The sequence below is a fragment of the Pradoshia sp. Z6_59 genome (assembly GCF_058267515.1).
This window is the reverse complement of record NZ_JBZCPP010000001.1, coordinates 195,137-220,243: the sequence shown is the minus strand read 5'-3', so window position 1 is coordinate 220,243 and position 25,107 is coordinate 195,137. Positions and strand designations below refer to the sequence as shown.

The window sequence follows — 25,107 nt, the reverse complement described above, 5'->3', positions numbered from 1 at the left end:
AAATGAAGGAAATAATAACGAATCAGTTTAAAAATCCAACTGGTGTCCTCGGAAAGATTGCAGGTAAAATAATGGCCTACGAAAATGAGGAATTATATGAATGGACATTTGATCAATTGTCTATTACCCCAAATGACACACTGCTTGAAGTTGGTTTTGGCCCGGGTGAAGGAATGCATATGCTTTTTAAGAAGCACCCTACCGTTCAAATTGATGGTGTCGATCCATCAGAAGAAATGGTGAACAATGCGAGCAAGCGTAATCAAGAACAACTCAAACGCAATCAGCTTCGTTTATTCAATGGAACTGTTCTCGAGATTCAGAGTCCAATGGTGTACGATAAAATATTCAGTGTAAATAGTTATCCATTATGGGAAAATCAAGAGGCTTGTATTCAAAAAATACATTCTTTATTAAAAGAGAATGGAAAACTGACTATAACCGTACAGCCAAGGCAGGAAGAAGCAACTGAAGAACAGGCTTATGCCTTTGCTGATGAGATTAAAGAGGTTCTAAACAAAACAGGCTTTAAATCTATTAAGGTTCAAACAAAACCGCTCAAACCGTGCTTATCTATTAATGTCACAGCCATCAAATAGACTTTTTTGTGAGTATTAGAAGTTCCAATCAAGCCTATGCCACTCTTTCTATCTGACCCTTTTGAACCAATAAAAACCATAAGCTGCTCCATCAGTTTTGATTGAATTTCTATTATTTAGGGTATATTATAAACATATAGACATATATTAAAAACCAGAGAGCTGGATACTCCCTGGTACAACTAATAGCGAGTGGTATGCAAATAGCTTAATTCTTAGAGGAACCACCCTTATGCTTTGGTCGGCGCGGGGTGGTTTTTCGTTTGCCCTTAAGCCGAAGATTGGCGAATCGCGTGGCGATGCCGGCAGCAAGGGTCGTGAAAAAGATCATTGCTACATCTTTTGCCAGAGCTATTAGAAAATCCATACGTATATCACCTCCCTTCTCCTTTATATAAGGAAAAGAAGGTGCATACCACCCGCACCAAGTAGTTGTATGAAAATTATACCATATATGTTATTGATAACATAATGACCCTGTTGGTCTTTTTAAGGGAATTAAATATCCTTAATCCTTGCTAATGAATCCCTTTTATTTACTCCCCTTGCTTACTTATGCCAGAATATTTTACTTTATAAATTATCACAACACATATTTCCTTAAATAACCTTTTGCCACAGACCGCCAGGATTTCCAGAAAAAAAAGCCGTCCATAAGCCATTATGGCTTACCGACAGCCCCTATTACGATTTCGAACCTTTTGTTTTTCGATATTCCCCAAATGTAAATACAGTTGCAATGATAGCAAGCCATGCACATCCTGCAATATACCCTGCAATGACATCGCTCGGATAATGGACACCCAAGTAGATTCGGCTGTAACCAATCGTTAAAATCATAAATATACAAATCGCATAGACAGCCAATCTGATAGGCCGATTCTTCGTGATTCTGGTAGTTATGATCATAAGTGCGCCGTAAAGGATAAAGGATGACATAGCATGACCGCTCGGAAAGCTGAAGCCATTTACCTCGATCAATGGATTTAATGTTGGTCTCTCCCGCTGAAAAATCCATTTTAAGTAATGGTTAACATAACCGCCTGATAATGTCGTGATGATTAAGAATATGACACTTACTACACGTTTTTTAAATAATAAAAACACAGAGAAAAGGATAACCAATAGAATATTCCCATCCACTGATCCAAGATTAGTTATAAAGGTAAGGACTTTTGTGCTTAAGTCATTAATACTCCCCTGCACAGCCTGGATGATGGTCATATCAAAATGATAAAGCTCATTCCCATTTATGTCCTCTGCAATATCTACGAAAAGGATGGTACACACAATAAAGAGGGCGATTAATACGAAAAAGGTGATTACATGAACATTTAAAAAGGTATTTGTCTGCTTCTTCATTTTGCCCTCCTATCCCGATATGATAATGGCTCAGCCTAATTTAGATTCTACATATGCTTTAGCATGTTGTTGGAATGCTGAATAAGCCTCTGCTTCTTCTCTATAGACTTTCCTTTCTCCAAAGCTAACATGTAGTGGTTCCAAATTTAATTGAATAACTGTTTCATACTCATACGTTGCATTGCCAATCAAATCAATCCACGTTTTATCTGGCAAATCATGAACCTGGCACAAGACCATTCCGCCTGGATTATAGACGTGCAGAACTGCTTCATCAGCCAACTCATCAATCCATTTTGTAACTAGACTTGAAGCTGACATTGCCGTTCCGCATGCATCCGTAAAGCCAACTCCTCGTTCATATGTGCGAACAAAAATGGATTCTTCCTCCAGACGGGAAACGAAGCTGACATTCACACCATCTGTAAACCAGTCATTCTTTCCATTCAGCATAGTTGCAATTTTCTCTTGTTTATCCGAATGGATTACCTCTTTATCAACGAGACTGATCAGATGTGGATTTGGAACTGACAGAGTTGTGAACGTAAGATCCTCGTCTATAAACGGCAGGCTTTGATTGATGATTTCGTCCATTTCAGTATTCATTGGCAATGCACTCGTTGCCTTGATAACCGGAGATATTTCGACGCGGTATGTAGGGATATCCTTATACATGTCCGGCTCTTTTGCGACCTGCAGGATAGCTTTCATCGTTTCGATCAGCAGATTATTTTTCTTCAATTTTTCTTGAACATACCGGCCTACACAACGGAGGCCATTCCCGCACATGGATGCTTCAGAACCATCTGCATTAAAGACTCTCATTCTTGCATCTGAGGCCTCACTGTTCAACACAAAGAGAATTCCATCTGCTCCCTCAGTGCCCGTCCGCTTGCACATATTTATAGCCAATTGGCCTCGTTCTTCATCTGTTAATGGTAACTCGGTATCCATTTCATCAATTAAATAAAAATCATTGTTGGAACCATGTACTTTAATTATCTTTATATCCATTCTCCTGCTCCCTTCAAACAACTTCTCTTCACTATTTCACCATTATAAAACATATTGTGCAACAAGCTAAAGTTTAGCGATGTTTATAGGAGTGGTCAGTGGTTTTGCTGCTGAAGGTAATCCAGGCAAAAACAATAGCCTATTCTCTTTTCATCCTCTGTTGCTCCTTCCGTAAATGTCAGGAGAGGTGTATTGGGATCCAGAAAATGTTTACTGTAGTATGCCGGCATCCATCCACAGGAATAATGCACAATTTTCCGCTCATCATATGTTTGTTTAACAATAAATTCAGATCCATGAAGGATTTCACCGCCATATTGCCGGATTCCATATGGATTTGCCACATTGCTTGTACTTTTTTTCCGCAGTTGTTTAGTTTGTTTATACCTGCCTATTTGTTCTTGCTTAGCCGTTAAAATTTCAATATCCCCATTTAACCCAAAATGGCTTCGATACTCACATAATACATGGCCGTTGCTGTCTGAAAGGACATATCTTCTCGGTAAAAAAATAAGTAAAAAAGCTGGAATGAGCCACATCCAAATATTTTCCCGTTTATCTTTAAGAGATCCAACCAACTTTCCTTCTGTTGAGAAAATAGCCATATGCAGGGTCGGGGCTGGTAAAAATCCAAGGAAATACTGGCTGTTCGACAGCGGCGATCCTTCCTCATCAGCCTCTTTTGCTTCCGGAAGTTCTCTCATTCTGTTTTTCAGTCTGAAATTGCGATTAATAGAAAAAAGAACCAGCACTATAAAAGGGATGGTAACACACGCAGCTAATATGATATCCAATCCAATCAACCAGGCAAACAAAAAACAGAGGAGACCGACTACAAAGTATGCGACTAATTCTGCTGTATATATGCTATGAATTTTTTGGTAATAATGCTTAGTAGTCAAAGATTTTTCACCGCCAATTTTTTAAACCTGACAATCATCTATACATTCTATGATGAACATGTCCAAAATAGTATATAAAAAAGACCCGGCAAAAATTATGCCGAGGTCTTCACCTATTGCTATTTCAATATTCGAAGTGTTAATGGGATTTGATAATATTCTCCGGAATATGCCTTTACAGCAGCCACTATTGTAAATACCAATACATATATTCCAATCAGCCAAGCAAGGATAAAACCAATACCGATGAACGCCAATATAAATGCTATAAAGGAGTAAATCGTATAGCTGATTAAAAAGTTTAAATATTCCTTACCATGGTAATCGATAAAATCGGAGTCATTCTTTTTAATTAACCATATAACAAGCGGCCCAACCAGCACTAAGAAAAAACTGCTGATATAGATGGCTACTGCCCATAATTTATCATTTGTATTTTTCATTATTTACAACCTCCTGTATTTCTATATAAATTTATACGATTCATTCCTCATTTAGGTTTCAAAGCTTTCATGATTTCTTTCTGTTCTTCATACACTCTATACAGAAACTATAGACAAGTATAAAAATTTGGTTTTGTAACCTGCATGAGGAGGCTGACTAATTTGTTTGAAGAATGGAAAGCAATAGTACTGGGGATCATTCAGGGACTTACTGAATTTCTCCCTATCTCCAGTACGGGTCATTTATATTTAGGGAGACATTTATTCGGTCTCGATGAAGCAGGATTATTACTGGATACCCTGCTGCATACAGGGACACTTATTGCATTGCTGATTTTTTATTGGCATGAAATTATAAAACTTCTTAAAAAACCATTTTCGAAAATGACATTCCTTTTGATAATCGGGACAATCCCTGCAGTTTTAGCAGGTGTACTATTCAATGATTATTTTGAAGGTATTTCTAAATCCGGAATTACAATTGGCTGGGAATTTCTTATAACTGGAATTGTTCTATGGTATGCGGATATTATGCCCAAACAAAATAAAAATTTAGAGAGCATTACCTATAAACAAGCGTTATTTATTGGTACTTTCCAAGCGGCCGCCATTTTTCCGGCCATCTCTCGATCCGGTTTTACGATGGCAGCGGGCCTCTTCAGCGGTCTTAACCGTGAAACGGCGGCTTACTTTTCCTTCCTCCTCTCCATACCGGTCATATTCGGAGGAATATTATTTAAGAGTAGAGATTTATTAACAGGACCCGTCGAAGCGATTTCATTCCAAGGTTTATTTCTCGGTACAATTTTTTCTGCTATATTCGGTTATCTTGCTGTTTCCTGGATGATTAAATATATTAAAAATCATTCCTTAAAGCCTTTTGCTATCTATGTCATACTATTGGGAGCTGTCATATTAATACTTCAGCACCTAAATATATTCTAACTTTATTTTTACGATAAATAGGCATTAAATTTTGTTAAAAAAATGTACAAAAAATGACGAAAAAAAACTATTTCATTTTACTAAAAAATCTTGTATGATACTTTCAGAAATAGTTTATTTTTGAAAATTGTATAAGCGAAAATTAGGGAAGGCAAATGGTGCGCCACCAGTAATGGTCCTAGTGGGTTCGATTCCCACCCCGAAATTTTTTGATATTACATTAAAAAATTTCGAGGGGAAATCGCAGTTAGCGGCTGCCCTCATACGGAGGGATCTGTATGTTGAAAAAACGTGAATTATCTGATTGTCCTGTATTGTTTGATTTAATGATTCACCCCGATGTCTTCCCTTTTGTGCGCCATAAAACGCATCAATATGAAGAATATCTCTTTCTTACTAAACAAATGATTGAAGCTGAGGAGCGTGGCGAACTGATTTCACGTACCATTCTCGATGAGTGGGGAAATCCAATTGGCACGATAACGCTTTATGATGTATCCAATCAGGCTGGCTTTTTAGGTACTTGGTTAGGGAAACCCTATCATGGGAAAGGATATAACCAATTGGCTAAACAGCATTTCTTTGAAGAATTGTTTTTTGAGCTTGAGATTGAAACGGTCTTTCTGAGAATAAAGAAAGAAAATATTCGTTCTTTTAAAGCAGCTCAAAAGATGCCCTATACTATGCTTGCAAACGAAAGTCGAAAAGCCTTATATGAAGAAATCAACTCAGGGGAGTATTCATTTGATTTATTCGAGATAACAAAGGACCACTTCACTTTATCACAAATGCGACAACCAGCAGAGGTGTCTGTATTTGATATAAAAGAAGCTTAAAAAAGGTGTTATGCATAGTCTGCCTAATAGACTGTGCATACACCTTTTTTCGTAATAGCGCCCCTTATTCTTTTGTTATCTTTTGCTGTTCGTATAATTTTCTCAAGATATATGTTTTGTACAACTCCAGCTTTCTCCGTTCAACAGGATGCCTTCTTATACCATTTTCTTTTAGCTTGGCCACATACCAACCCTTCGAACCTATGTATGCCATTCTCTCCTCACTCCACTCTGTTTTATTCGTTATACAATATATGAGTGATTCTAACTAATATGACACATAACTGAATAAACATAATCCAGCCAATTTAAGTAAAAATTAAAGTTTAAAAAGCAGAATTATTTTGTGGTATAATTTTTTATTGTCATACTTACTTTATACGGGGGGCATGGATATGAATTTATCTATTTTTACAAAGAGTAACTTTTCAAGAATAATTTCGGTATTCCTCCCGATATTAATTACACAGCTGGGACTATTCGCTATCAGCTTTTTTGATACGTTTATGTCCGGGCAAGCAAGTCCTGAAGACCTAGCTGGAGTAGCCATAGGCACGTCTATATGGAGTCCTTTCTATAATGGACTTGCCGGCATTTTACTGGGAGTAACACCAATCGTCGCCCACTTAATTGGGGCTAAAGAAAAAGCAGATAAAATTCGCTTTTCTGTTATGCAGGCGATTTATGTAGCTGTCGCAATGTCCATTATTCTAATTGGCGCCGGTGCTTTAGTGCTTAAACCGATATTAACAGGCATGAATCTTGAGCCGGATGTTTATCAAATAGCCTATGGTTATTTAGTTGCTTTGGCATTCGGAATCTTACCAATTATGATTTACAATGTACTTCGTTCATTTATTGACGCACTAGGGAAAACTACCGTCTCCATGCTAATCACCCTTATTGCGATCCCAGTCAATGTAGTACTTAACTATATGTTTATCTATGGAGAGTTAGGTGTTCCGGCATTTGGCGGTATTGGTGCAGGAATCGCTGCTTCAATTACTTATTGGGTTATCACTCTGGTTGCAGCAGTGATTATCATTAGATTACAGCCTTTCTCCGGTTTTGGCATTTTAAAATCATGGCCATTGCCCGTTTTTAAGGAATGGGTTGAATTAATGAAAATTGGATTCCCAATAGGTATGTCCATCTTTTTTGAAACCAGTATCTTTGCAGCAGTTACGCTGGCTATGAGCTCATATGATACGATTACGATTGCATCACATCAGGCTGCCATGAACTTCTCATCCTTCTTGTATATGGTACCACTTAGCTTTGCGATGGCATTGACCATCATTGTCGGCCATGAGGCAGGTGCCAAGAACTATAAAGCAGCTAAAGAATATTCAATACTTGGTGTTTTTTGTGCGATTGGTTTTGCAGGCATTAGTGCTATCTTCTTATTTATTTTCAGAGATTATATTGCTCTTCTATACACTAACGATCCTGTGGTAGCTTCATTAACAGCTCAGTTCTTAATTTACGCCATCTTCTTCCAGCTTTCCGATGCTCTTCAGGCACCAATCCAGGGTGCTTTGAGAGGCTATAAGGATGTGAATATCACGTTCTTTATGTCCCTTTTATCCTATTGGATTATAGGGCTGCCACTTGGCATATTCCTTGCTAATTATACCGACCTTGGAGCATTTGGTTATTGGATTGGATTAATCTCCGGCCTAGCTGTTGGGGCAACTGGTTTAACATTGAGATTGTTGTACGTTCAAAAAAGAAAATTTGTGCACACTTCAAATAGCTAACCATACAAAAAGTTCGCTTGAATAAACCAAGCGAACTTTTTTATTTACTATCTATACGATGATTTTTCAGATAAACTTACACATACTAAATTTTCAAGGTAAAGCTGCTTATCTGGTTTTTGATAAAACATCCTGCCCACCTGTTACTGGAATAACCGTTCCTGTAATAAAGTCAGCTTCTTCTGCACATAGAAACGAAATGACACGTGCGATATCACCGCCAGTTCCAGGCCTTCCAACCGGAACATTTTCTGATACTATACCTTCTTCTACACGAAAGCTTTCCTTCCAAGGATCCACAATATCCCCTGGACAAACCATATTGGCTGTGATTCCATACTCCGCCTCTTCCAAAGCCAGCGTTTTTGTCAAGGAGGTTAATCCCGTTTTGGAAGCAGCAAAAGCAGAACGGTATTTCCAGCCCGGAGCGTGGTCTGACTGATCAAACCCCATGGTAATAATTCTTCCCCATTTATTCACTCGCATATAGGGAATAACCAATCTGGCTAAGTAAAACATACTCGATAAATTCCCATTAATAAGATATTCCCATTCTTCTTCCGTATATTCCATCATTGGTTTACGTTCCTGTATATATGGACCAGCATTATGTATCAGAATATCAATTCCACCACATAATTCATAGCATTGATGAATTAGTTTGCGATGATGATCTTGAACTGTTACATCATATGGCAAAGCATAAGCTTGCACGTTGTAGTTTTGAGCTAATTCCTGCATATCACGGATGGAACTGTCTTGATTAGTACGATAGGTCGTAATGACATTTATCCCATCCATAGCTAATTGCCTTGCTGTAGCTCTGCCCAGTCCTCTTGCTGAACCAGTAATTAAAGCCGTTTTCCGAGTCAACTTCTTCTCCCCCTACAGGCAGTATTTACTATCTGTATTATACATTGAAAGATGACATTTCCGTTAATCAAAAGCTGACTTCTGCATTAACGACAATTACCCTTATCGCATATAGTAAGTTAACCTAATATGTCTCTTGAAAGTCGAGGTGATCAATTGTTTCCGTGGAACCTTTTTCCCAAAAATCAAAACCAAATGCCAGATTGGATGAAGTTCCTTAATCAGCCAGGTATGGAAAAGCAGATGGAACAATTATTCTCCATGCTATCACCTGATCAATTAGGAGGAATGATCAACCAACAATTTAAATCAAGTCCAGAACCAGATGAGCAAACGGTGGTCCATTCAAAACATTCCGTAGATATTCTGGAAACACATGATTATCTTTTCATTAGAATCCCAATAAAAGAGGATCATTTACCTAACGTTAAGTTATACCATACTTCTACAAAGCTTCTCCTATCCGGTTTACCCCCGGATCCAGAGGAGAAACACTCTTTTCATCTACCTGCTCCGGTAAAAAAAAAGGGAGCGAAATCTTCATATCGGGATGAAATCCTGGAAATCATTCTCTTTAAGGTGAATGAATCAAACTATTCAGAAATTTCTATTCCTGAATGGTAAAAAAACTGGCTTGGATGACAGGGCCAGTTTTTACTATCCTTTATTTTTCTCCCTGTAAAAATACAAGAACTTTATCTCCCGGTTTCCCATTGAATTCCACCTTCATATATTTAAGCCTGTTATGGCAATCCAATATTTCTAATTTACCCTGGTTAACCAATCGCTTTTCAATCAAAGAGGCATAAATCGTGTTATCAGGGCTTACTGATAAGGAAACATGGATTCCTTTATCATTTGGATTTGCAGTTGCAACCGTAAAATACCTGAATTTGTGGACATCAAAAATGATATGTGCATTGCCATTTGATTTAAAAAACAACTCTTTTTTTATATTAACAAATTCATGATTTTCCCTTTTTATATGCGCATTATTATTAAACTCTCCAACATCCAATCCTGCAATCTCTTTTATCCTGAATTCTGTTTGATTATGCGTTTCAGCGGTATATTGTTTTTCTTCCCTATGTAATTTGTACACCTGAGATGGTTCAATTACCTTTTTATCATTCTCCTGAATTGTCAAGATAGACCCTTCCTTTCTATCGATGCATAACGTAATTAACTATATGTGTATGCATCAATCATTCCGAAAAGAAGGGATAAAAAAATTATGAAGCTATTTTTACATTTCAATAAATATGGATATACTACGTCTGGTTGTTGGTTATATAGAAGAAGCTTCACTAATCTGAATATGAACCTCCAGGTAATGTAAATAAATAAGATCCATTGTTCCCTTGTAACTGCCATCCCTCAAAATAATTACTATCGTGGAACAATTCGAGATAAATATCACCTTCAAATTCCACCACTAAATCAGATATCATTTCGAAATGTAGGATTTTTATAATTTTTTCCCACATAGAATCTTTGCAACTTTTTTATGTGAATAGTTTTCAGGAGATTGGATGCAGTCTGAATATCTAATCGCAACTTCATTCGATACTTGTAACCTCCAAGGGCATTCAATATTTAAATGACCCATTTCTAAAGTCAGACCCAGAGGTAGATTCTTATCAGTGTCTACTTCTATAACTTTTTGACCTATAAAATAATTAAAATTTATGTCACTCATTTTTTTATACAATGTTATCACTCTCCTGTAGAAAACCCATTGTTTTTATACTATAACTGTTCTAAACATGTATTATAAGGAGTTCAACAAATAAATGAGCATTAATCCTACCGGGAATTTATATAATCACTTAGTCTCTAACTTAAAGGATTCTTCTTCTCCATCATCCCATTTAATGGTAACATCGATTGGCTGATCTTCCTGTGTTACAGCACAGCTTGTACAGGATGCTGAGATAGAGATTGTAGTTCCTTTATAGTTATTTTCATTCCATTTGGTCTCGCCATCATTGATTACAATCTCCAAGTTTTCAAAAGTTGTGTCACTCGTTTCTTTTTTATAACCAAATATATACTTTCGAGGTGTCACTTTCTCCTGAGAAAAATATAGTTTTATCATTACATCCAACAATCAATAAAATAAAAGGAACCCATAATAGCAACCGTTTTTTCATAGTGACCTCCCGTTATCCATATTTCTATTTCCGATATTAATTCAACTTAAATAGGCTTTATCCTTCTTTCACTAAACTATGCCCAGCTGTATAACAAGATAGTGCTGATCAGAACACTAGATATAGGCTTAATAACCCATTAGTGGCATGATTTCTCCTTATTTGCAGGTTTGTGTTATACAACTTTATGATGGTTCTCCTTCTTCCGCACACCTGCTCCGTTTGTCGAATAAGCTATCTTCATTTTTCGTTACCAAAAATAGATATAACCTTCATAAGATATCTTTGTGAAAATTGCACTCAAACTATCTAGTATGTAAACAGAAAAGGAGCCAGCAAAGAAGCTGCTCCTCTATTTCAAGCTATAAGCAATCATATTTACGAAAGAGTAATCATCCTGTGATTATCCATTATTCGTTAATTAGCAACAGTAAATTCTTTCTTTGGCATTGCATGCATTCCTCTTGCTGTCACGTGAGGGATCATATAATAATCCCCTTCCTGAGAGAATGACTTTTCAAGGCTGTATATACCATCCTTTTTATGCTTAACGGCAATTTTCTCTTTATCCGAACCATCCTGTTTGCCAAATTCAAATTCGACAGTTTCAGCATCCGTTACCTTTTCATTCCCCTGTGTTACGGTCACCTCAAAAAGCACATTTTCATTCACCTTGGCAGCCTCGGGAGAAAGTTTTACTTGGACATCAATGATCGCTGGCATTTCTTCATCTGCTGCTTTGTCCTGACATCCGAACAGGATTAATACTGTGATCATACATAGACTTAAAAACAATACATTCTTTTTAAACAACTTAATTCCAACCCCTTATCATTCTCGGAATCCCCTAATTCTAATCATACTCCAAAACTGGAATTAGAGACCAGTAATTAATTGAAAAATTCACCAAATAGACAGGTCTTCTCTATCTTATTTTTTCTTTATTCCCTACTTGTATATTTCTGGATGAGGTTACAAAACCTATACTAAAAGGAGGTTAGGCATGTGAGCCATCCATATTGTTGTCCAAACTGTAAAACAAACCGGTCACGTTTTAATGTGATTGAACAAAATCCCATTTACGTGAAGCTTGATCCCCAATCAGGCACTGTTATTCAAATGTACGCAGACGATGAACTAGACGCCTTTCATTTACCCTATAATGGTCCTGTCAGAAGAATCCAGTGCGCTGCCTGTGGTTTAATTGAAGATGAGAAAACATTTATTGCATTTGGCGAACGCTCGTTTAAATAATATTGATTAATAGCACATTCATATTCTTTCCTGAATCATTAGCCAAAAAAATCGCCTCTCCTGGAATGGAGAAGCGATTTTTTTATTTTATATCCTCAGCCAATTTTTTCTCAGCTGCTTCTAGCTGTGGATCTTCTTCAGTAATTTTATTTCTTAATTCATTCATTAATTTATTTGTGGTGTCTCCCTGGATCACACCTGTTTCTTTTAAATCATGATCCTTTTGAAACTTTTTAACCGCTGTTACGGTGTTCTCATCAAAATATCCATCAGCTTTACCTGGATCATATCCAAGCGCCTTAAGCATTTTTTCAGCATTCTCAACTTCTGGCGACATTTTTGAAAGCTCTAGCTTTTCCTCAGGATCAATAAACGATAAATTTGCATAATCAGGCATTTTGACAGTAATGTCCGGCTTGATGCCTTTTTTATGAATCCAGTTGCCATCCGGTGTCAGCCATTTTGCATACGTAAACTTCAAATTGGATCCATCTGTGAAGTCCATTGCTGATTGAGCAGTTCCCTTCCCATATGACTTCACACCAATAATCGGAATATCAGCAGATTCATTTAACGCTGCAGCCACTATTTCAGAAGCACTGGCACTGCCTTCGTCAATTAGTACAGCCGTAGACAATTTAAATTTATAACCGGTATCTGTCGCTTTTGCTACTTGTTTATTTCCGCTGCGGTCTTCAATCTGCACGAGATTTTCCCCAGCTGGAACAAACATATTCGCTATTTTTTCAGCTTGGTCAAGCAATCCACCCGGGTTCTGTCTTAAATCAAGCACAATTCCCTTCATCCCTTGCTCTTCCACTTCACGCAATGCTTTTTCAAGCTCTTCAGCTGTATTCTCAGAAAAACTGGTTATTTGTATGTTTGCAATATCATCCGTTAAGTTTTCTTTATAAACTGTATTAACAGGAATTGTATCACGTATTATTTTAACGTTCATTGTTTTGCTTGCACCAGGACGCTGGATTACTAAATTTACCTCCGTCCCTTTTTTTCCACGGATTAAGAGCACTGCATCGCTGGACGACATCCCTTGCAGGCTTTTATCATTCACTTTTAAAATAATATCACCCGCTTTTAAACCAGCCTTCTCTGCAGGTGCACCTTTTATCGGTGAAACAATTACAATTTGTTCATTTTCTGACATTATTTCTGCCCCAATTCCCTCAAAAGAAGAGGAAATACTTTCATGAAAGCTGGCAGCTTCTTCCTGTGTCATAAAATCTGAATATGGATCATCAAGTGATTCTACCATTCCGTTAATGGCACCATCAATTAATTTATCGCGGTCCACTTCCTGGAAATAACTATTTTCCAAGGTGTCCATAGCACTTTTGATTTTTTCCATATCGTTTTTAGATCCGCTAAGTGGAATCTTGATTCCTGATGTTGATTGTTGCGTGTTATCCATTATGTACCTTGTTGCAAAAACACTAAGGATAATAAGTAATACTGATCCTAATAGGAGATAAATCCAGCTTACTTTAATATAGCCCTTCGGCTTGTTTGCTTGTTCTTGATCTTGTTCTGAATCCAACTGGTTCACCACTTTCACTGAACTATACTGCCTTAAAATTAACTATATTATATCAGAACTCCAAATGATATCCTACTCTGTTGCCAGCTGAATGTATTCCTCCAAGGTCAAGCCTCGTTTTTTTATATCACGGGCATAGGTTTTTCCTACATATCTAATATGCCAGGGCTCATACATATATCCAGTTGTTTTCTCGTCACCCTTCGGATAGCGGATGATAAATCCATATTCAGCAGAATTTTGAGCAAGCCATTGTCCGGCCGTTGTGGAGCCAAAATCTTCGTTAAGCTGATAGTTATTTTCAACACTCGATACATCCATTGTTAGACCAGTTTGATGCTCACTCTTACCAGGCTCAGCTACCGATTGTTGGGCATACTCTAAACCAGATGCTTCAATTTCTGCATTATATAGCTGTACCTGTCTTTCATATGAACGGAAACCGGACACAGCTGCTAATTGTACTCCATCTTCATCGGCCGCAGAAAACATCTTCTCGAGTGCCTCTGCAGCTTCCTTTCTCATCAGCTGTTTTTCATGCTCTCCTACGAATGAAAAAGTAACATTCGGTTTCACCAAATCATCTGCTCGGTAACCAATCGGAAGACTATTCTCCTTATTTACCAACACAAGTATATTATCAGGATTTTGGATAACGTTTACTCCATCCTCGACCTTAATATCATTTAAGAATTCAGCCGCCAATTCCACACTATTTTCACCCTCTTCCGCCCCTTGATTACCTTGTCCGTTCCCTGCTGTTTCCTGTGTATGGTTCTCATTCTCTTCTTTTTTTGATTGATCCGTGCCAATGGACAAATCATTACATGCTGTGAGTAATAAAACCGTTGCCATCATCATCCTAAGAAGTATCTTTCTCATTTCTCTTCCCTCACAATTCTCTCTCTCTAGCTGTTTATTGTTTCAAAAAACCATTAAATCAGCATATGTTAATTACTATTTTGTAAACTTGTTAAATTGATATGTTTTTAAGTTTTGTTCGTATTATACTTAGTTTCCAAAAAATTCAAACAAACCGCTAATCCAATGAGTGTAATATTTTATCACTCGAATGCATTTGCTTTAGATAGCGATATATGGATGTTTCCTCTAATCCTTTTCAAGTATATCTGAAAAGTTCCCAACCTGCTTGATTTTTTCAAAAAATCCTGGTGGATAATCCAATACAAAAATTCAAATAAATTATCAATAGTACAATTATAAAAAAAAGCTCTGGTTTTCACCAGAGCTTTTTTGTTTTTATAATATTAAGATTCAATAGCAGTATCCAAAGCAACTTCGATCATATCATTAAATGTCGTTTGTCTCTCTTCAGCTGTCGTTTCTTCACCTGTAAGGATATGGTCACTGACAGTAAGAATTGATAATGCTTGTCTGCCATATTTAGCAGCTAAAGTGTATAATGCAGTGGTTTCCATCTCAATAGCTAAGATGCCATATTGTGCCCATTTTTCATGGTCTGCTTTATCATTGTAAAATTGGTCTGCAGTAAATACATTACCAACTTTTAATTGGAGTCCTTTTTCCACACCTGTGTCATATGCTTTTTTTAATAAGCCAAAATCAGCTGTAGGGGCAAAGTCGATTCCATCAAAAAGTAATTTATTCATATTGGAATCAGTTGATGATGTCATGGCTAAAATAACATCTCTCACTTTTACATCTTTTTGAATCGCACCGCATGTTCCTACACGAATTAATTTTTGTACACCATAGCTTTGCATCAATTCATTTACATAAATAGAGATGGACGGAACTCCCATACCTGTCCCTTGAACAGACACTTTTTTCCCTTTATAAGTTCCTGTATAACCAAACATGTTTCTAACTTCATTATAACAAACAGGATTTTCTAAAAATGTTTCAGCTATATATTTTGCTCTTAATGGATCTCCCGGCAATAGCACAGCTTCTGCGATTTCGTTTTCTTTAGCGCCTATATGTACACTCATGTTTGAATATTTCCTCCTTTATGTAAAGACAAAACTGTCTATATTCAATATAACTATACCATAGGCTTTCAAAGAAAATAAAATTACCGATAATTCAGACTTCAACAAACATGAATTCGATTTACAACAGCCCAGCCACCAGATTGAAGCTGGTAGTAACTCTTTTTCTCGTAATTGTCCCCAATCATAATGATATCACCACTTGATATGGTTCTTCCTTTATAATTCTCAGGTATTAAATCCCTTATATTAAACTTTCTAAACAATTTATTGATGACTTCCGTATGATTTTCTCCGTCTATATAGCCTTGATATACCTGTTTATAACCTTTCTTCTCCCGAGGGTGTTCTGTTTGAAAAATGGCGATTTCATACTCTCTTCTTCGCAAAGCCGACCACTTTAAAATTCTTTGTTTAAGCATACTTTCCCTCCTCATCCGTTTGCTATTTAAAATTACACCCTCCTATAACAAATTCCTGCATTGAAAATCTTCTAGTTTTGTCGAATCCTAAATTTATGAGTTTTGGCCTAGTCTTTTTTATAAATTATACCGTTAAATATTTACAACTTCAGTGGCTAGAGAACCATTTACAATCTGCCTATACTTTTGAATTCAAAAAAACAGACCAAGAGAAGTCTGTTTTTTACTTAGTGAGGCTCTTTTTTCTCTCTTGTTGTTTGATCGACCACTAATTTTTCTAGTTTTTTTATAGCTGTTTTCATCACTTTCCCATAGGTTTCATCACCAAACATGTCACGTAAAATTCGATAATCATTATAAATATCGAGAAGATGGTTAATTTTCTCTTGATGATCATACTCCTGGTTACCATTTTTATTTAAATGTGCGAGCGGTGAGGGCTCTGTTAGTTTCTTATACTGATTTGATTTCAATTTTTGATTAAGAGCATGTTTCTTCAAAAATTGTTCTGCATCTTTCGCATCTGCCAGAAAAATCAAATCATCCTCATTGCATTCTAGCCATTCATTGTCAGTGATTCTAGATAATTCATAAATAATATCTTCCCACGATTCTTCTTTATATCTCCAAATTTCAGTTCGAAACCCAATGACTTTAAAGATTTCCTTTCCATACCCTTTCACTTGCACTAAATCTCCAAAAAAATACTTGTAATCAATGTTTACATGTTCTGCTTCAAATAACAGCCCTTCAAAATCCTCTACAAGCATTAAGGATGATTCCGTAAATACTCCATCAGCACCTTGGACTTCATATACATATGTTTGATTAAATTCCTGAACGGATTTCACTTTACCGACAATTCCATTCACAAGTATGACTACTGAATTACCAATTGCAAACTTCGGTTTATTACGCTTGCCCATTGCTGCCACCCCTCGCAGTTCGGGTAGAATTTTTATCAGTATATGCAGCTCTTTTATTGAGGGGAAGCCTATTATTTAAACTCTTTTAGCGATCTTCCCGAAAAAACAAGACTTGATCCAATAAAAGGATTAAATTGGGGAAAGATTTATATTTTTGACTTTGGCTTAATTCACCGATCTAGACTGGATTTGTGACAGAATCGGCTGCTTTCTTACTGTACCCTACTGTATATACAGTATATTAACATTTGCTATCCATTTTATGACGTCGGATTGAGTCATACGTTTCAAATTCAACTAATGCCCTTTTTTGAAAAAAAGCAATCCACTTATTCACACGTTAATATGAATAAGTAGATTGCTCAATAAATTTTCATATGATAGTTAAATAGAAATATCTCCATCGGAAGGAATGGTTAGAATAATGCTCGTTCCTTCTCCTTCTACGCTTGTTACTTCAAATGTACCCTTTAACTCTTCCATGATTTTCATGCTTGTGGCCAGTCCCAATCCAGTACCATTTTCTTTTGTTGTAAAGAATGGGGTACCAAGCTTGGATAACGTTTCTGCACGAATACCCGGTCCATTATCCTTAATGATTAATTTCATTTTATCCTCAAAACAATCTGTTAAAATACTGATTGTTCCGCCATCTTTCATAGCATCTCGAGAATTTTGGATTATATTTAAAATCACTTGATAAAGACGGTTTCGATCTGTATAAATGATTCCATCGTAATGAATATCTTTTAATATCGTAATATTGTTTTTATTTAACTCCGCTCTTTGCAGTAAAATAATTTCTTCAATCAACTCAGTAACTGAATATTTTTTCATGATTAACTGATATGGTTTTGATAGATTCAACAATTCACCGACTATTCTATTCATACGATTTAATTCTTCTATAATAATATCAATATAATTTTTAAATATCTTTTCATCATAGGGGTGATCTCTTAATAGCTGGAAAAGCCCTCGAATCGTCGTAATAGGGTTTCTGATCTCATGGGCTACTCCGGCCGCTAATTGGCCAACATATTTAAGTTTCTCCGTTCTGAGTATCTCCTTTTCCCGTTGTTCCAAGGTTTCTATCATGGAAATAAAAGCCCTATTAAGTACATTTAGCTCATGATATGTACTTTCTATTTGGTTATATTTTTTCCCATTCGTATATCTCTCCACACCTTCCGCCATCCTGACAACAGGCTTAACTACCGTTTTGGATAAATAAAAGACAAATAGTAAAATACCAATCAGCAGTATCAACCCTATCATTAGATAACGATCAATTAATTGCTGCAATGGAGCATATACCACTTTTTTACTAGCTGCGGTAATTACATACCACTGTTCCTGAGCATCCGCTCTTTCCTTGATTGGTTTCACAGCAAATAGCTGCTTGCCATTCTTAGACTGGATTAATTCATTTTGTTTATCAGAGGCAATCAATTCATCCAGTGAAAGATTATTTTCTTCCAAAAAGTTTGTTTTCATAATATTATCTTCATTTTGTTCTGATACAATCCAGCCCTCGTGATTAATCATAAACGCTGTATAAGGAAATTTTTCACGCTCAAGTGTTAAATTGGACTCGATCGTTTTCCAAAGATGAAATAAATTAAAAGTTGGAGCAAATACTCCATTTATTTCATTATCATTCGTATATATTGGTGTGCTGATCAAAAAAAACGGCTTTTCACGATCTAATTTATACACTTTAGACAAGTACTGAATGCCTGCGCTTGATTTTTCAAAGGATTCACTATTTATAAAATAAGGAGTAATATCATTGTACTTTTCCGAGGGAATTACATCCCCGTCCTTATTAACATAGATATATCCGGAGTAAATCGACTTTGATTCAACATATTCCTTTAAAAAATTCAATGAATGCGTTTTATTTTCGCTTTCTATTTCGGAATGCCGACTTAAATAAGCTAGATCGCTGATTCTCTCATCTATAAAACGATCTGTTGTATCTGCCGCATGGTATGCAGCCGTTCTTAATGTCATTTTCACTTGATTTTCAATCAACGATCGCTGGGTCGAATACGAGATAATCCCAAGACATAGTAAAGGAACCGTTGAAATAATAAGAGAATAACTTAACAAACGGGTTTGTAATCGAACTGGCATAAGAACACCTGTTTCTTTCCGTTAAATTCAATTGCTAAAAAGCTCAGAATCCTACTAAAAATTTATAAAGCTTCGATATGATTAATCTGATTTTCTCCAAACTATAACTCACCAATATGCTGAAGGTAAAGATTCCAGGCATCGTCAAATAGGCTCATGTCCAATATATAGTCTACATTCATTTCTAGATACAGGCTAATTTCATGATAATCAGCCGAATTCTTAGGGAACCCGGGATCATGAAAAACATTTTCAGCAAACATGGACATCTCACTTTTCTCCAGGGCATGCCTATATGTGTTTAAAAATTGATAAAAAGATTTCACTTGCTTTCGCTCCACTCATTTAACATTAATTATGCATTATACATAATACCTAAAAAAACTACGCAATGCTATTATTTACCTTGTTAATCAGACCACTTTAAGTGGGAGGATGATAGGGATGCAACTTCATTCTATAGCATACTATGTATATTGCGGATAATTCTTCATTCTATTCTGTAACAAGTATACATGAATACAATACATTTCCATATATTATAAACCATTTAAATGTTTCAGAAATATACTTATTCACAAAAAAACCTCGGAATGATCCGAGGATTTTGATTATACTAAAACCGGTTCTACTTTAACTTTCTGAGCTTTGCGGATAATATCACGTGCTACCCAGACTCCGCAGGCACTTGCCTGCGCTAATCCCCTTGTAATACCGCCTCCGTCTCCACCTACATATAAATTTAATATGTCTGACTGGAAGTGCTCATCTAAATTTGGTCTTGCTGAATAGAATTTTGCTTCTACTCCATAAAACAATGTGTGCTCAGATGCTAAACCTGGCGTTACTTTATTTAAAGCTTCGGTCATTTCTATTAAACTTTTCATTGTATTGTAGGGTAAAACTAAGCCTAAATCTCCAGGAACCGCTTCTTTCATTGTAGGCTCGATAAAGCCTTCTTTTATTCTCTTAACAGTAGAACGTCTTCCTTTTAAGATATCTCCATACTTTTGAATAATTAAACCGCCATTTGAAAGGGCATTTGCCAGTTTGGATATCTCATGGGCATATTCCGTAGGCTTATCAAACGGCTCAGAAAATTTATGGGATACCAGTAATGCAAAGTTTGTATTCTCACTGCCAAGCTCAGGATCTTTATAGGCATGACCATTCGCCAGCATTATTCCAGAATGATTTTCAACTACAACATGCCCGGAAGGATTGGAGCAGAATGTGCGAACCTGCGTACCAACAGAGGTATTGTAGATAAATTTACCTTCATATAAATGTTTATTGATTTCTTCCATTACCACATTGGATGTTTCAACCCTTACACCAATGTCAACCTGGTTACTCGTCATTTTAAATTTACGTTTTTTAAGAATCTCCGTTAACCATTTGGAACCGTCTCTCCCAGGTGCAGCAACGACATAATCAGAGTATAGCTTTTCACCATTTTTAAGAACAATTCCTTTGGCTACATATTGGTTATCCTGCTTTTCAGTTACTACATCTTCTACTTCAGCCTTAAAAACCATATCAATTTTGTCTTTTAAATATTCATATATACTTTTTAATATTTCCAGATTCTGTTCCGTTCCTAAGTGACGTACATATGCTCGCAAAAGCTTTAACCCAGCTGCATAGCCTGACTTCTCAATTCGGCGCACTTCTTCACTCATCGGATTTGTAATCGTATCGGTAGCACCATGCTTTAAGTTAATTGCATCTACATATTTTATCAGTTCGATGACTTGATTTTTTGACAAATAATCTGTCATCCATCCACCAAATTCGCTTGTAATATTAAATTTGCCATCAGAATATGCCCCTGCTCCACCAAAACCATTCGTAATGGAACAAGCAGGCAAACAACCTGCAAAGCTCTTTCGATTAGTAGGTGGCGGGCATTTTTCGATTCTCTTTTGCAATATGGGACAGTTCCGTCTATATATATCATGACCTTTATCAATTAAAAGTACCTTCGCCTGTGGTAATTTTAGAGTAAATTCGTAGGCAGCAAATATTCCGGCAGGACCGGCACCCACGATAATTACATCATAATTCGTTTTCATATGAGGATCTCCTCCATTTATAGGTCTGCTCCGCACTAAAAATCATACCAAAGCAAACCTATACCGTCAACAGAAAATACGAACATTAATATATTAATCAATTATTTCGTTCGTTTTTAAAGTGATAATATGTAGATTTTAACCAAAAAATGGACTTTTTTCACCGATTACGCAAAAAAGGACGGATAACCGTCCCATTTCCTTTTTAATCAGCAAGGGCTGCAGAAAGAAGCACCTATAATAATAAGGAGGATAAATAACACAACAATCAATGCGAACCCGGAACCAAAACCGCCTCCGTGTCCGTAACCTCCACCGTAACCATATCCACCGCAACCGCTGAAACATCCATCTTGACCACCGTAATACATTTGTTTCACTCCTTTAGAAGTTCATCATTACATTTTTACTATATGTGTTATCCGCCCTTTAGGTATGTGCATTCGCCTAATTTGATTGCCTTTTTTATGTAAATATTGTAACATTATTGTAACATCAGACTAGATTATAGAGAGAAAAATGGGGGTTAATCGTATTTTCAAACGCAAGCAAGGGGTATTACTTGTTGTGATGGTTGCCACGGGTTTATTGGCTTTTTTCAGTATGAATGTGTTTTACAGCAAAAGCCAAACACAGGGCTTAATAGATAAATTAGAGAATGGACAAAAAATCCGCTATTTAGTATTAGGTGATAGCATTGGTCGTGGATCGGGAGCAGAAAAGCCTGAACTTACTTGGTTCTCCCAATTAGAAAACATGATCCATGAGAAATATCGAAGCAAAATGAGCGGTCAATATATTGTTCAAAGCGGTGCCACTTCATTTGAAGGTATCTATAAATTGCAAGAAACAAAGGTTTCTCCATACACAGATTTAATCTTCATTGTTTTTGGTGAAAACGACAGGAAATACATGCTGAAAGATGATTTTGCCGAATTGTATGAGAATCTAATCAGACACGCTAAAATCAATGCACCACAAGCAAACGTAATAACTGTGATCGAGAGCAGCTTGCCGGATGAGGGGTTTGCCCAAACAATTAAGGATATCAGCAAGCATTATGGAGCTGTCTCAGTAGACATGCGACCAGTCTTTAAACAGTCGCCATTATCGATTTCCGAGTTAACAAAGGACTCCGTTCATCCAAATGGAAAAGGGTACTCTTTATATGCGAATGAAATTTTTAACATCCTTAGTACATTGGATCATGCACAAAAACCAGTGACTCTGCCTGAAGCCAAATATATTCAAAACGATTATCAATTAAAAATGAATAATCGATACACTCATAATTACGGGTTTACGAAACATGATGGATACCTGCATTCAAATAAAGAAAAGAGTCAATTAATCTATCAATTTAAAGGACCAATCATTGGTGCCGTTTTACTGCGCGGTCCAGATGGTGGTACGGCTGATATTTATATAGACGATCAATTTCATAGTACCATCAGTACTTGGTGGCCCTTTCAAAAAGAACGATATATTTATCTGGCCAATAACCTCGGGGAAGGAACACATGAACTAAAGATTGTTCCTATCAGCCTTCAAAGTAAACACAATTCAACGAACGAATCCTATATTCGGATTTCGGGAATCATTGAAAAAGAATAGAGACTAATAAGGAACTGCCTGTTAGTTACGCTTCTCTTCTTGTAGGAAATTTTCCATTTCGAATCATTAAAAAAATAACACGTAAAACAGCAAAAGAGGAAGCGAATATGCTTCCTCTTTTCAATTACTTCATTTTTCACCCCAAAAACTATACTCATATTTATCAAAATTCATCCTGTGCTCTAAAAAGGTTTGAAAAAATCCCATTTGTTCTTTTCCTATTTCAAAATAGCCAGTAACTGGATGTTCTGCTGATAAGTTAAAAATCCTGCGATATTCATCTAATGGAATAGATACTAGTTCCTCTTCACCAATAACGATCTTATCTTCATCATCAATTCCGTTCCATTGAATCAGCCTAGTTGTTTCTTCCTCAGAGAAAAAATATGGCGACGTTCATTGTTCGACAAACAGTCCATTACTTTCAGCAAATCGAATAGCAGATTGACAATTTACATTGGACCCAATATACATATAGTAATCATAGCCAAAGTGTATGAAGAATTGATCTTTACTATATAGCTTACACCATATAAAATTTCGCAAAATCATTTTGCAAATCAAGCGCAATTCATTTTTGTTTACCATCAGGTCTTCTTTGATAACCAGCTTTTCAAATTCCTGTTCGTATAAAGGTGATGTAAGGTCTTCTTCAGAAATCTTCTTTTCCAATTGTAAAATTCTTAGTGAATCAATATTACTTTCCCCCATGAATTTAATCATGGAATTTATATAAGCTGCCTCAACCTGGAGATATTCATTAAAAGTGAATTCTTTCCCATTAATAAATTTCCCTATTTCAGAAGGACAAGTCCATTCCTCCGCTATGGTATAGTACCCATTCTCATCCCTAAAATCTGGATTATACTTTGTGACACACCACTGAAAATTTATTTGTTTAACCACCCTTCCCCTCCTCCATTCTCCGTAAGTAAAGTATATCATTTACATTATATTTCATATTAAAATTCCAAATTGCAGGAGTTTTCTTTTTAACATCTCGTGTTTTGCAAGAGAATTTAAGGCTGTAAAAGCTCTTAAAATGAAACGAGAACCCGTCAGTATAATGATGTAAAAATATATCATAAAGAAAAAATAACAGATTCACATTTTCCAAACCCCATTTGCTCTATTACGAATACGGTTTACATAACAAAAAGGATAATCACCCGAGCGGGGCAATATTACCCTAACTCAGAGAGATTATCCTTACGCTTTATCAGCTAAACAACTTTTTATATAACCCGTAACCTTCTTTTTCTAAATCCTCTTTTGGAATAAACTTTAATGCGGCAGAATTAATGCAGTATCTTATTCCTGCAGGACCAGGACCGTCGGGAAATACATGTCCTAAATGGGAATCCGCTTCGTTACTCCTGACCTCTATACGACGCATGCCGTGTGAAAAATCGTCCTTTTCGATTACTTCAGACTCATCAATAGGCTTGGTGAAACTTGGCCAGCCACATCCCGCATCATATTTATCCTTTGATCTGAAGAGCGGTTTTCCCGAAACGATATCCACGTAGATTCCTTCTTGTTGGTTGTCCCAATATTCATTTCGAAAAGATGGCTCTGTACCATTTCGCTGGGTTACGTCATATTGCATCGGTGTTAATTCTTTTAGACGCTCAGAATAATTGGTCATTTATTTTCACCCCAATGCTCTTTAATAAAACCAGCACGCCCAGAACCTACTTGATAGGATTCATAATGATCTTTATTCTTCTTATAGAAATGCTGGTGGTACTCCTCAGCTGGATAAAAAGTTTTTGCAGGAAGAATCGGTGTTACAATTTCCTTTGTAAATCTGCCGCTGTTACCCAACTCTTTTTTGGATTGCTCTGCAATTTCCTTTTGTTCCTCAGTTGTATAGAAAATGGCTGTCTTATAGGAGTCTCCTCGATCACAAAATTGTCCGCCTGCATCTGTCGGGTCAATTTGCTGCCAGAATAGCTCCATAATTGATTTATATTTTATAATAGCTGGATCAAATGTAATTTCCACTGCTTCTACATGCCCAGTACTTCCAGAACATACTTCCTCGTAAGTAGGATTTTCTTTATGTCCGCCTGTATATCCCGAAATAACACTTTTTACTCCTGGAAATGTGTCAAACGGTTTTACCATGCACCAAAAACACCCACCGGCAAATATTGCTTTTTCCATCATCCTACCTCCTTTTGAGTTTATATTTATAAACGTATAGATATTCTACCCTTTTTTTGTAAATTAAGAAAATGGTTTGCTTATGACTTTTTT

The 25,107-nt window shown here is 36.4% G+C and carries 31 protein-coding genes; 7 read left to right on the top strand and 24 right to left on the bottom strand.

What is annotated here, in order from left to right; translation table 11 throughout:
* The first annotated feature begins 2 nt into the window (after positions 1 to 2).
* Positions 3 to 599 (top strand): SAM-dependent methyltransferase, encoded by a 597-nt coding sequence (locus AC4D4B_RS01225; protein ID WP_490998937.1) that lies wholly within the window; start codon positions 3 to 5, stop codon positions 597 to 599.
* A 208-nt stretch (positions 600 to 807) separates the two neighbouring features.
* On the opposite strand, the gene AC4D4B_RS01220 is transcribed toward AC4D4B_RS01225, so the two are convergent.
* The 5 genes from AC4D4B_RS01220 to AC4D4B_RS01200 form a co-directional block, all read right to left on the bottom strand.
* On the bottom strand, positions 808 to 966 hold the full coding sequence (locus tag AC4D4B_RS01220; protein ID WP_490551420.1) for a hypothetical protein: 159 nt from the start codon (positions 964 to 966) through the stop codon (positions 808 to 810).
* A 317-nt stretch (positions 967 to 1,283) separates the two neighbouring features.
* Entirely contained in the window at positions 1,284 to 1,961 is a 678-nt protein-coding gene (locus AC4D4B_RS01215) for a phosphatase PAP2 family protein (RefSeq protein ID WP_490998936.1), read from the bottom strand.
* A gap of 30 nt (positions 1,962 to 1,991) precedes the next feature.
* Positions 1,992 to 2,975 carry a diaminopimelate epimerase gene (gene dapF, locus AC4D4B_RS01210; RefSeq protein ID WP_490994203.1) on the bottom strand — a complete coding sequence of 328 codons (984 nt, stop codon included), beginning with the start codon at positions 2,973 to 2,975 and terminating at the stop codon, positions 1,992 to 1,994.
* A 95-nt stretch (positions 2,976 to 3,070) separates the two neighbouring features.
* Positions 3,071 to 3,877, bottom strand: a complete 807-nt coding sequence (locus AC4D4B_RS01205) for a hypothetical protein (RefSeq protein WP_490994202.1) — start codon at positions 3,875 to 3,877, stop codon at positions 3,071 to 3,073.
* 119 nt (positions 3,878 to 3,996) lie between these two features.
* The gene (locus AC4D4B_RS01200; protein ID WP_490994201.1) at positions 3,997 to 4,320 is read right to left on the bottom strand and encodes a DUF4870 domain-containing protein; all 324 of its coding nucleotides are present in this window, start codon (positions 4,318 to 4,320) and stop codon (positions 3,997 to 3,999) included.
* A gap of 162 nt (positions 4,321 to 4,482) precedes the next feature.
* On the opposite strand from AC4D4B_RS01200, the gene AC4D4B_RS01195 reads away from it, so the two are divergent.
* A complete protein-coding gene (locus AC4D4B_RS01195; RefSeq protein WP_490998935.1) occupies positions 4,483 to 5,265 on the top strand; it encodes an undecaprenyl-diphosphate phosphatase in 783 nt (260 codons plus the stop codon).
* A gap of 278 nt (positions 5,266 to 5,543) precedes the next feature.
* Positions 5,544 to 6,101 carry a GNAT family N-acetyltransferase gene (locus AC4D4B_RS01190; protein ID WP_490994199.1) on the top strand — a complete coding sequence of 186 codons (558 nt, stop codon included), beginning with the start codon at positions 5,544 to 5,546 and terminating at the stop codon, positions 6,099 to 6,101.
* Between the two features lie 64 nt (positions 6,102 to 6,165).
* Here the strand turns inward: AC4D4B_RS01190 and AC4D4B_RS01185 are convergent, their stop codons facing one another.
* Complete coding sequence (locus AC4D4B_RS01185) at positions 6,166 to 6,315, bottom strand: YflJ family protein (protein ID WP_077248137.1); 150 nt, start codon at positions 6,313 to 6,315, stop codon at positions 6,166 to 6,168.
* Between the two features lie 181 nt (positions 6,316 to 6,496).
* Here AC4D4B_RS01185 and AC4D4B_RS01180 point away from each other — a divergent pair, with 181 nt between their 5' ends.
* Complete coding sequence (locus AC4D4B_RS01180; protein WP_490994197.1) at positions 6,497 to 7,861, top strand: MATE family efflux transporter; 1,365 nt, start codon at positions 6,497 to 6,499, stop codon at positions 7,859 to 7,861.
* Between the two features lie 108 nt (positions 7,862 to 7,969).
* Here the strand turns inward: AC4D4B_RS01180 and AC4D4B_RS01175 are convergent, their stop codons facing one another.
* Positions 7,970 to 8,734, bottom strand: coding sequence for an SDR family oxidoreductase (locus AC4D4B_RS01175; protein WP_490998934.1), 765 nt, complete (start codon positions 8,732 to 8,734; stop codon positions 7,970 to 7,972).
* A 231-nt stretch (positions 8,735 to 8,965) separates the two neighbouring features.
* On the opposite strand from AC4D4B_RS01175, the gene AC4D4B_RS01170 reads away from it, so the two are divergent.
* Positions 8,966 to 9,358, top strand: a complete 393-nt coding sequence (locus tag AC4D4B_RS01170) for an Hsp20/alpha crystallin family protein (RefSeq protein WP_490998933.1) — start codon at positions 8,966 to 8,968, stop codon at positions 9,356 to 9,358.
* Between the two features lie 40 nt (positions 9,359 to 9,398).
* Here AC4D4B_RS01170 and AC4D4B_RS01165 read toward each other — a convergent pair whose 3' ends face one another.
* From AC4D4B_RS01165 to AC4D4B_RS01150, 4 genes are all read right to left on the bottom strand, one after another.
* Positions 9,399 to 9,881: a DUF6385 domain-containing protein gene (locus AC4D4B_RS01165; protein WP_490994194.1), complete on the bottom strand. Its 483-nt coding sequence runs from the start codon at positions 9,879 to 9,881 to the stop codon at positions 9,399 to 9,401.
* A gap of 321 nt (positions 9,882 to 10,202) precedes the next feature.
* The gene (locus tag AC4D4B_RS01160) at positions 10,203 to 10,445 is read right to left on the bottom strand and encodes a hypothetical protein (RefSeq protein ID WP_490998932.1); all 243 of its coding nucleotides are present in this window, start codon (positions 10,443 to 10,445) and stop codon (positions 10,203 to 10,205) included.
* A 114-nt stretch (positions 10,446 to 10,559) separates the two neighbouring features.
* Positions 10,560 to 10,844, bottom strand: coding sequence for a hypothetical protein (locus AC4D4B_RS01155; RefSeq protein ID WP_490998931.1), 285 nt, complete (start codon positions 10,842 to 10,844; stop codon positions 10,560 to 10,562).
* A gap of 460 nt (positions 10,845 to 11,304) precedes the next feature.
* Positions 11,305 to 11,700, bottom strand: a complete 396-nt coding sequence (locus AC4D4B_RS01150) for a FixH family protein (RefSeq protein ID WP_490998930.1) — start codon at positions 11,698 to 11,700, stop codon at positions 11,305 to 11,307.
* A 192-nt stretch (positions 11,701 to 11,892) separates the two neighbouring features.
* On the opposite strand from AC4D4B_RS01150, the gene AC4D4B_RS01145 reads away from it, so the two are divergent.
* Positions 11,893 to 12,141 carry a DNA alkylation repair protein gene (locus AC4D4B_RS01145; RefSeq protein ID WP_490994192.1) on the top strand — a complete coding sequence of 83 codons (249 nt, stop codon included), beginning with the start codon at positions 11,893 to 11,895 and terminating at the stop codon, positions 12,139 to 12,141.
* An 82-nt stretch (positions 12,142 to 12,223) separates the two neighbouring features.
* Here the strand turns inward: AC4D4B_RS01145 and AC4D4B_RS01140 are convergent, their stop codons facing one another.
* From AC4D4B_RS01140 to AC4D4B_RS01100, 9 genes are all read right to left on the bottom strand, one after another.
* Complete coding sequence (locus AC4D4B_RS01140; protein ID WP_490994742.1) at positions 12,224 to 13,705, bottom strand: S41 family peptidase; 1,482 nt, start codon at positions 13,703 to 13,705, stop codon at positions 12,224 to 12,226.
* Positions 13,706 to 13,768: 63 nt separating this feature from the next.
* A complete protein-coding gene (locus tag AC4D4B_RS01135) occupies positions 13,769 to 14,578 on the bottom strand; it encodes a M15 family metallopeptidase (protein WP_490994191.1) in 810 nt (269 codons plus the stop codon).
* Positions 14,579 to 14,964: 386 nt separating this feature from the next.
* Positions 14,965 to 15,669, bottom strand: coding sequence for a purine-nucleoside phosphorylase (gene deoD / locus AC4D4B_RS01130; protein WP_490994190.1), 705 nt, complete (start codon positions 15,667 to 15,669; stop codon positions 14,965 to 14,967).
* Between the two features lie 101 nt (positions 15,670 to 15,770).
* The gene (locus tag AC4D4B_RS01125) at positions 15,771 to 16,091 is read right to left on the bottom strand and encodes a YodL domain-containing protein (protein ID WP_490994189.1); all 321 of its coding nucleotides are present in this window, start codon (positions 16,089 to 16,091) and stop codon (positions 15,771 to 15,773) included.
* A 227-nt stretch (positions 16,092 to 16,318) separates the two neighbouring features.
* Positions 16,319 to 17,017, bottom strand: coding sequence for a YodN-related protein (locus AC4D4B_RS01120; RefSeq protein WP_490998929.1), 699 nt, complete (start codon positions 17,015 to 17,017; stop codon positions 16,319 to 16,321).
* Positions 17,018 to 17,401: 384 nt separating this feature from the next.
* Positions 17,402 to 19,156 (bottom strand): sensor histidine kinase, encoded by a 1,755-nt coding sequence (locus tag AC4D4B_RS01115; RefSeq protein WP_490998928.1) that lies wholly within the window; start codon positions 19,154 to 19,156, stop codon positions 17,402 to 17,404.
* Between the two features lie 101 nt (positions 19,157 to 19,257).
* A complete protein-coding gene (locus AC4D4B_RS01110) occupies positions 19,258 to 19,482 on the bottom strand; it encodes a YozE family protein (protein ID WP_490998927.1) in 225 nt (74 codons plus the stop codon).
* 285 nt (positions 19,483 to 19,767) lie between these two features.
* On the bottom strand, positions 19,768 to 21,231 hold the full coding sequence (locus AC4D4B_RS01105; protein WP_490994185.1) for an NAD(P)/FAD-dependent oxidoreductase: 1,464 nt from the start codon (positions 21,229 to 21,231) through the stop codon (positions 19,768 to 19,770).
* A 209-nt stretch (positions 21,232 to 21,440) separates the two neighbouring features.
* Positions 21,441 to 21,602, bottom strand: a complete 162-nt coding sequence (locus AC4D4B_RS01100) for a YjcZ family sporulation protein (protein ID WP_066107118.1) — start codon at positions 21,600 to 21,602, stop codon at positions 21,441 to 21,443.
* A 148-nt stretch (positions 21,603 to 21,750) separates the two neighbouring features.
* Here AC4D4B_RS01100 and AC4D4B_RS01095 point away from each other — a divergent pair, with 148 nt between their 5' ends.
* On the top strand, positions 21,751 to 22,845 hold the full coding sequence (locus tag AC4D4B_RS01095; protein WP_490998926.1) for an SGNH/GDSL hydrolase family protein: 1,095 nt from the start codon (positions 21,751 to 21,753) through the stop codon (positions 22,843 to 22,845).
* A gap of 129 nt (positions 22,846 to 22,974) precedes the next feature.
* Here AC4D4B_RS01095 and AC4D4B_RS01090 read toward each other — a convergent pair whose 3' ends face one another.
* From AC4D4B_RS01090 to msrA, 4 genes are all read right to left on the bottom strand, one after another.
* The gene (locus tag AC4D4B_RS01090; RefSeq protein WP_490999050.1) at positions 22,975 to 23,184 is read right to left on the bottom strand and encodes a DUF7683 domain-containing protein; all 210 of its coding nucleotides are present in this window, start codon (positions 23,182 to 23,184) and stop codon (positions 22,975 to 22,977) included.
* A gap of 57 nt (positions 23,185 to 23,241) precedes the next feature.
* A complete protein-coding gene (locus tag AC4D4B_RS01085; protein WP_490998925.1) occupies positions 23,242 to 23,751 on the bottom strand; it encodes a hypothetical protein in 510 nt (169 codons plus the stop codon).
* A gap of 313 nt (positions 23,752 to 24,064) precedes the next feature.
* Positions 24,065 to 24,493, bottom strand: coding sequence for a peptide-methionine (R)-S-oxide reductase MsrB (gene msrB / locus AC4D4B_RS01080; RefSeq protein WP_490998924.1), 429 nt, complete (start codon positions 24,491 to 24,493; stop codon positions 24,065 to 24,067).
* The gene (msrA, locus tag AC4D4B_RS01075) at positions 24,490 to 25,017 is read right to left on the bottom strand and encodes a peptide-methionine (S)-S-oxide reductase MsrA (protein ID WP_490994180.1); all 528 of its coding nucleotides are present in this window, start codon (positions 25,015 to 25,017) and stop codon (positions 24,490 to 24,492) included. The genes msrB and msrA overlap by 4 nt, the downstream gene beginning before the upstream one ends.
* Between the last annotated feature and the right edge of the window lie 90 nt (positions 25,018 to 25,107).

Bases quoted from the DNA above. Each gene is read 5' to 3' on its own strand.
- msrA (WP_490994180.1), bottom strand. From the start codon at position 25,017: ATGATGGAAAAAGCAATATTTGCCGGTGGGTGTTTTTGGTGCATGGTA.
- msrB (WP_490998924.1), bottom strand. From the start codon at position 24,493: ATGACCAATTATTCTGAGCGTCTAAAAGAATTAACACCGATGCAATAT.
- AC4D4B_RS01115 (WP_490998928.1), bottom strand. From the start codon at position 19,156: ATGCCAGTTCGATTACAAACCCGTTTGTTAAGTTATTCTCTTATTATT.
- AC4D4B_RS01180 (WP_490994197.1), top strand. From the start codon at position 6,497: ATGAATTTATCTATTTTTACAAAGAGTAACTTTTCAAGAATAATTTCG.
- AC4D4B_RS01095 (WP_490998926.1), top strand. From the start codon at position 21,751: ATGGGGGTTAATCGTATTTTCAAACGCAAGCAAGGGGTATTACTTGTT.
- deoD (WP_490994190.1), bottom strand. From the start codon at position 15,669: ATGAGTGTACATATAGGCGCTAAAGAAAACGAAATCGCAGAAGCTGTG.
- AC4D4B_RS01170 (WP_490998933.1), top strand. From the start codon at position 8,966: ATGGAAAAGCAGATGGAACAATTATTCTCCATGCTATCACCTGATCAA.
- AC4D4B_RS01220 (WP_490551420.1), bottom strand. From the start codon at position 966: ATGGATTTTCTAATAGCTCTGGCAAAAGATGTAGCAATGATCTTTTTC.
- AC4D4B_RS01135 (WP_490994191.1), bottom strand. From the start codon at position 14,578: ATGAGAAAGATACTTCTTAGGATGATGATGGCAACGGTTTTATTACTC.
- AC4D4B_RS01215 (WP_490998936.1), bottom strand. From the start codon at position 1,961: ATGAAGAAGCAGACAAATACCTTTTTAAATGTTCATGTAATCACCTTT.
- AC4D4B_RS01100 (WP_066107118.1), bottom strand. From the start codon at position 21,602: ATGTATTACGGTGGTCAAGATGGATGTTTCAGCGGTTGCGGTGGATAT.
- dapF (WP_490994203.1), bottom strand. From the start codon at position 2,975: ATGGATATAAAGATAATTAAAGTACATGGTTCCAACAATGATTTTTAT.
- AC4D4B_RS01120 (WP_490998929.1), bottom strand. From the start codon at position 17,017: ATGGGCAAGCGTAATAAACCGAAGTTTGCAATTGGTAATTCAGTAGTC.
- AC4D4B_RS01125 (WP_490994189.1), bottom strand. From the start codon at position 16,091: ATGCTTAAACAAAGAATTTTAAAGTGGTCGGCTTTGCGAAGAAGAGAG.
- AC4D4B_RS01105 (WP_490994185.1), bottom strand. From the start codon at position 21,231: ATGAAAACGAATTATGATGTAATTATCGTGGGTGCCGGTCCTGCCGGA.
- AC4D4B_RS01190 (WP_490994199.1), top strand. From the start codon at position 5,544: ATGTTGAAAAAACGTGAATTATCTGATTGTCCTGTATTGTTTGATTTA.
- AC4D4B_RS01185 (WP_077248137.1), bottom strand. From the start codon at position 6,315: ATGGCATACATAGGTTCGAAGGGTTGGTATGTGGCCAAGCTAAAAGAA.
- AC4D4B_RS01200 (WP_490994201.1), bottom strand. From the start codon at position 4,320: ATGAAAAATACAAATGATAAATTATGGGCAGTAGCCATCTATATCAGC.
- AC4D4B_RS01225 (WP_490998937.1), top strand. From the start codon at position 3: ATGAAGGAAATAATAACGAATCAGTTTAAAAATCCAACTGGTGTCCTC.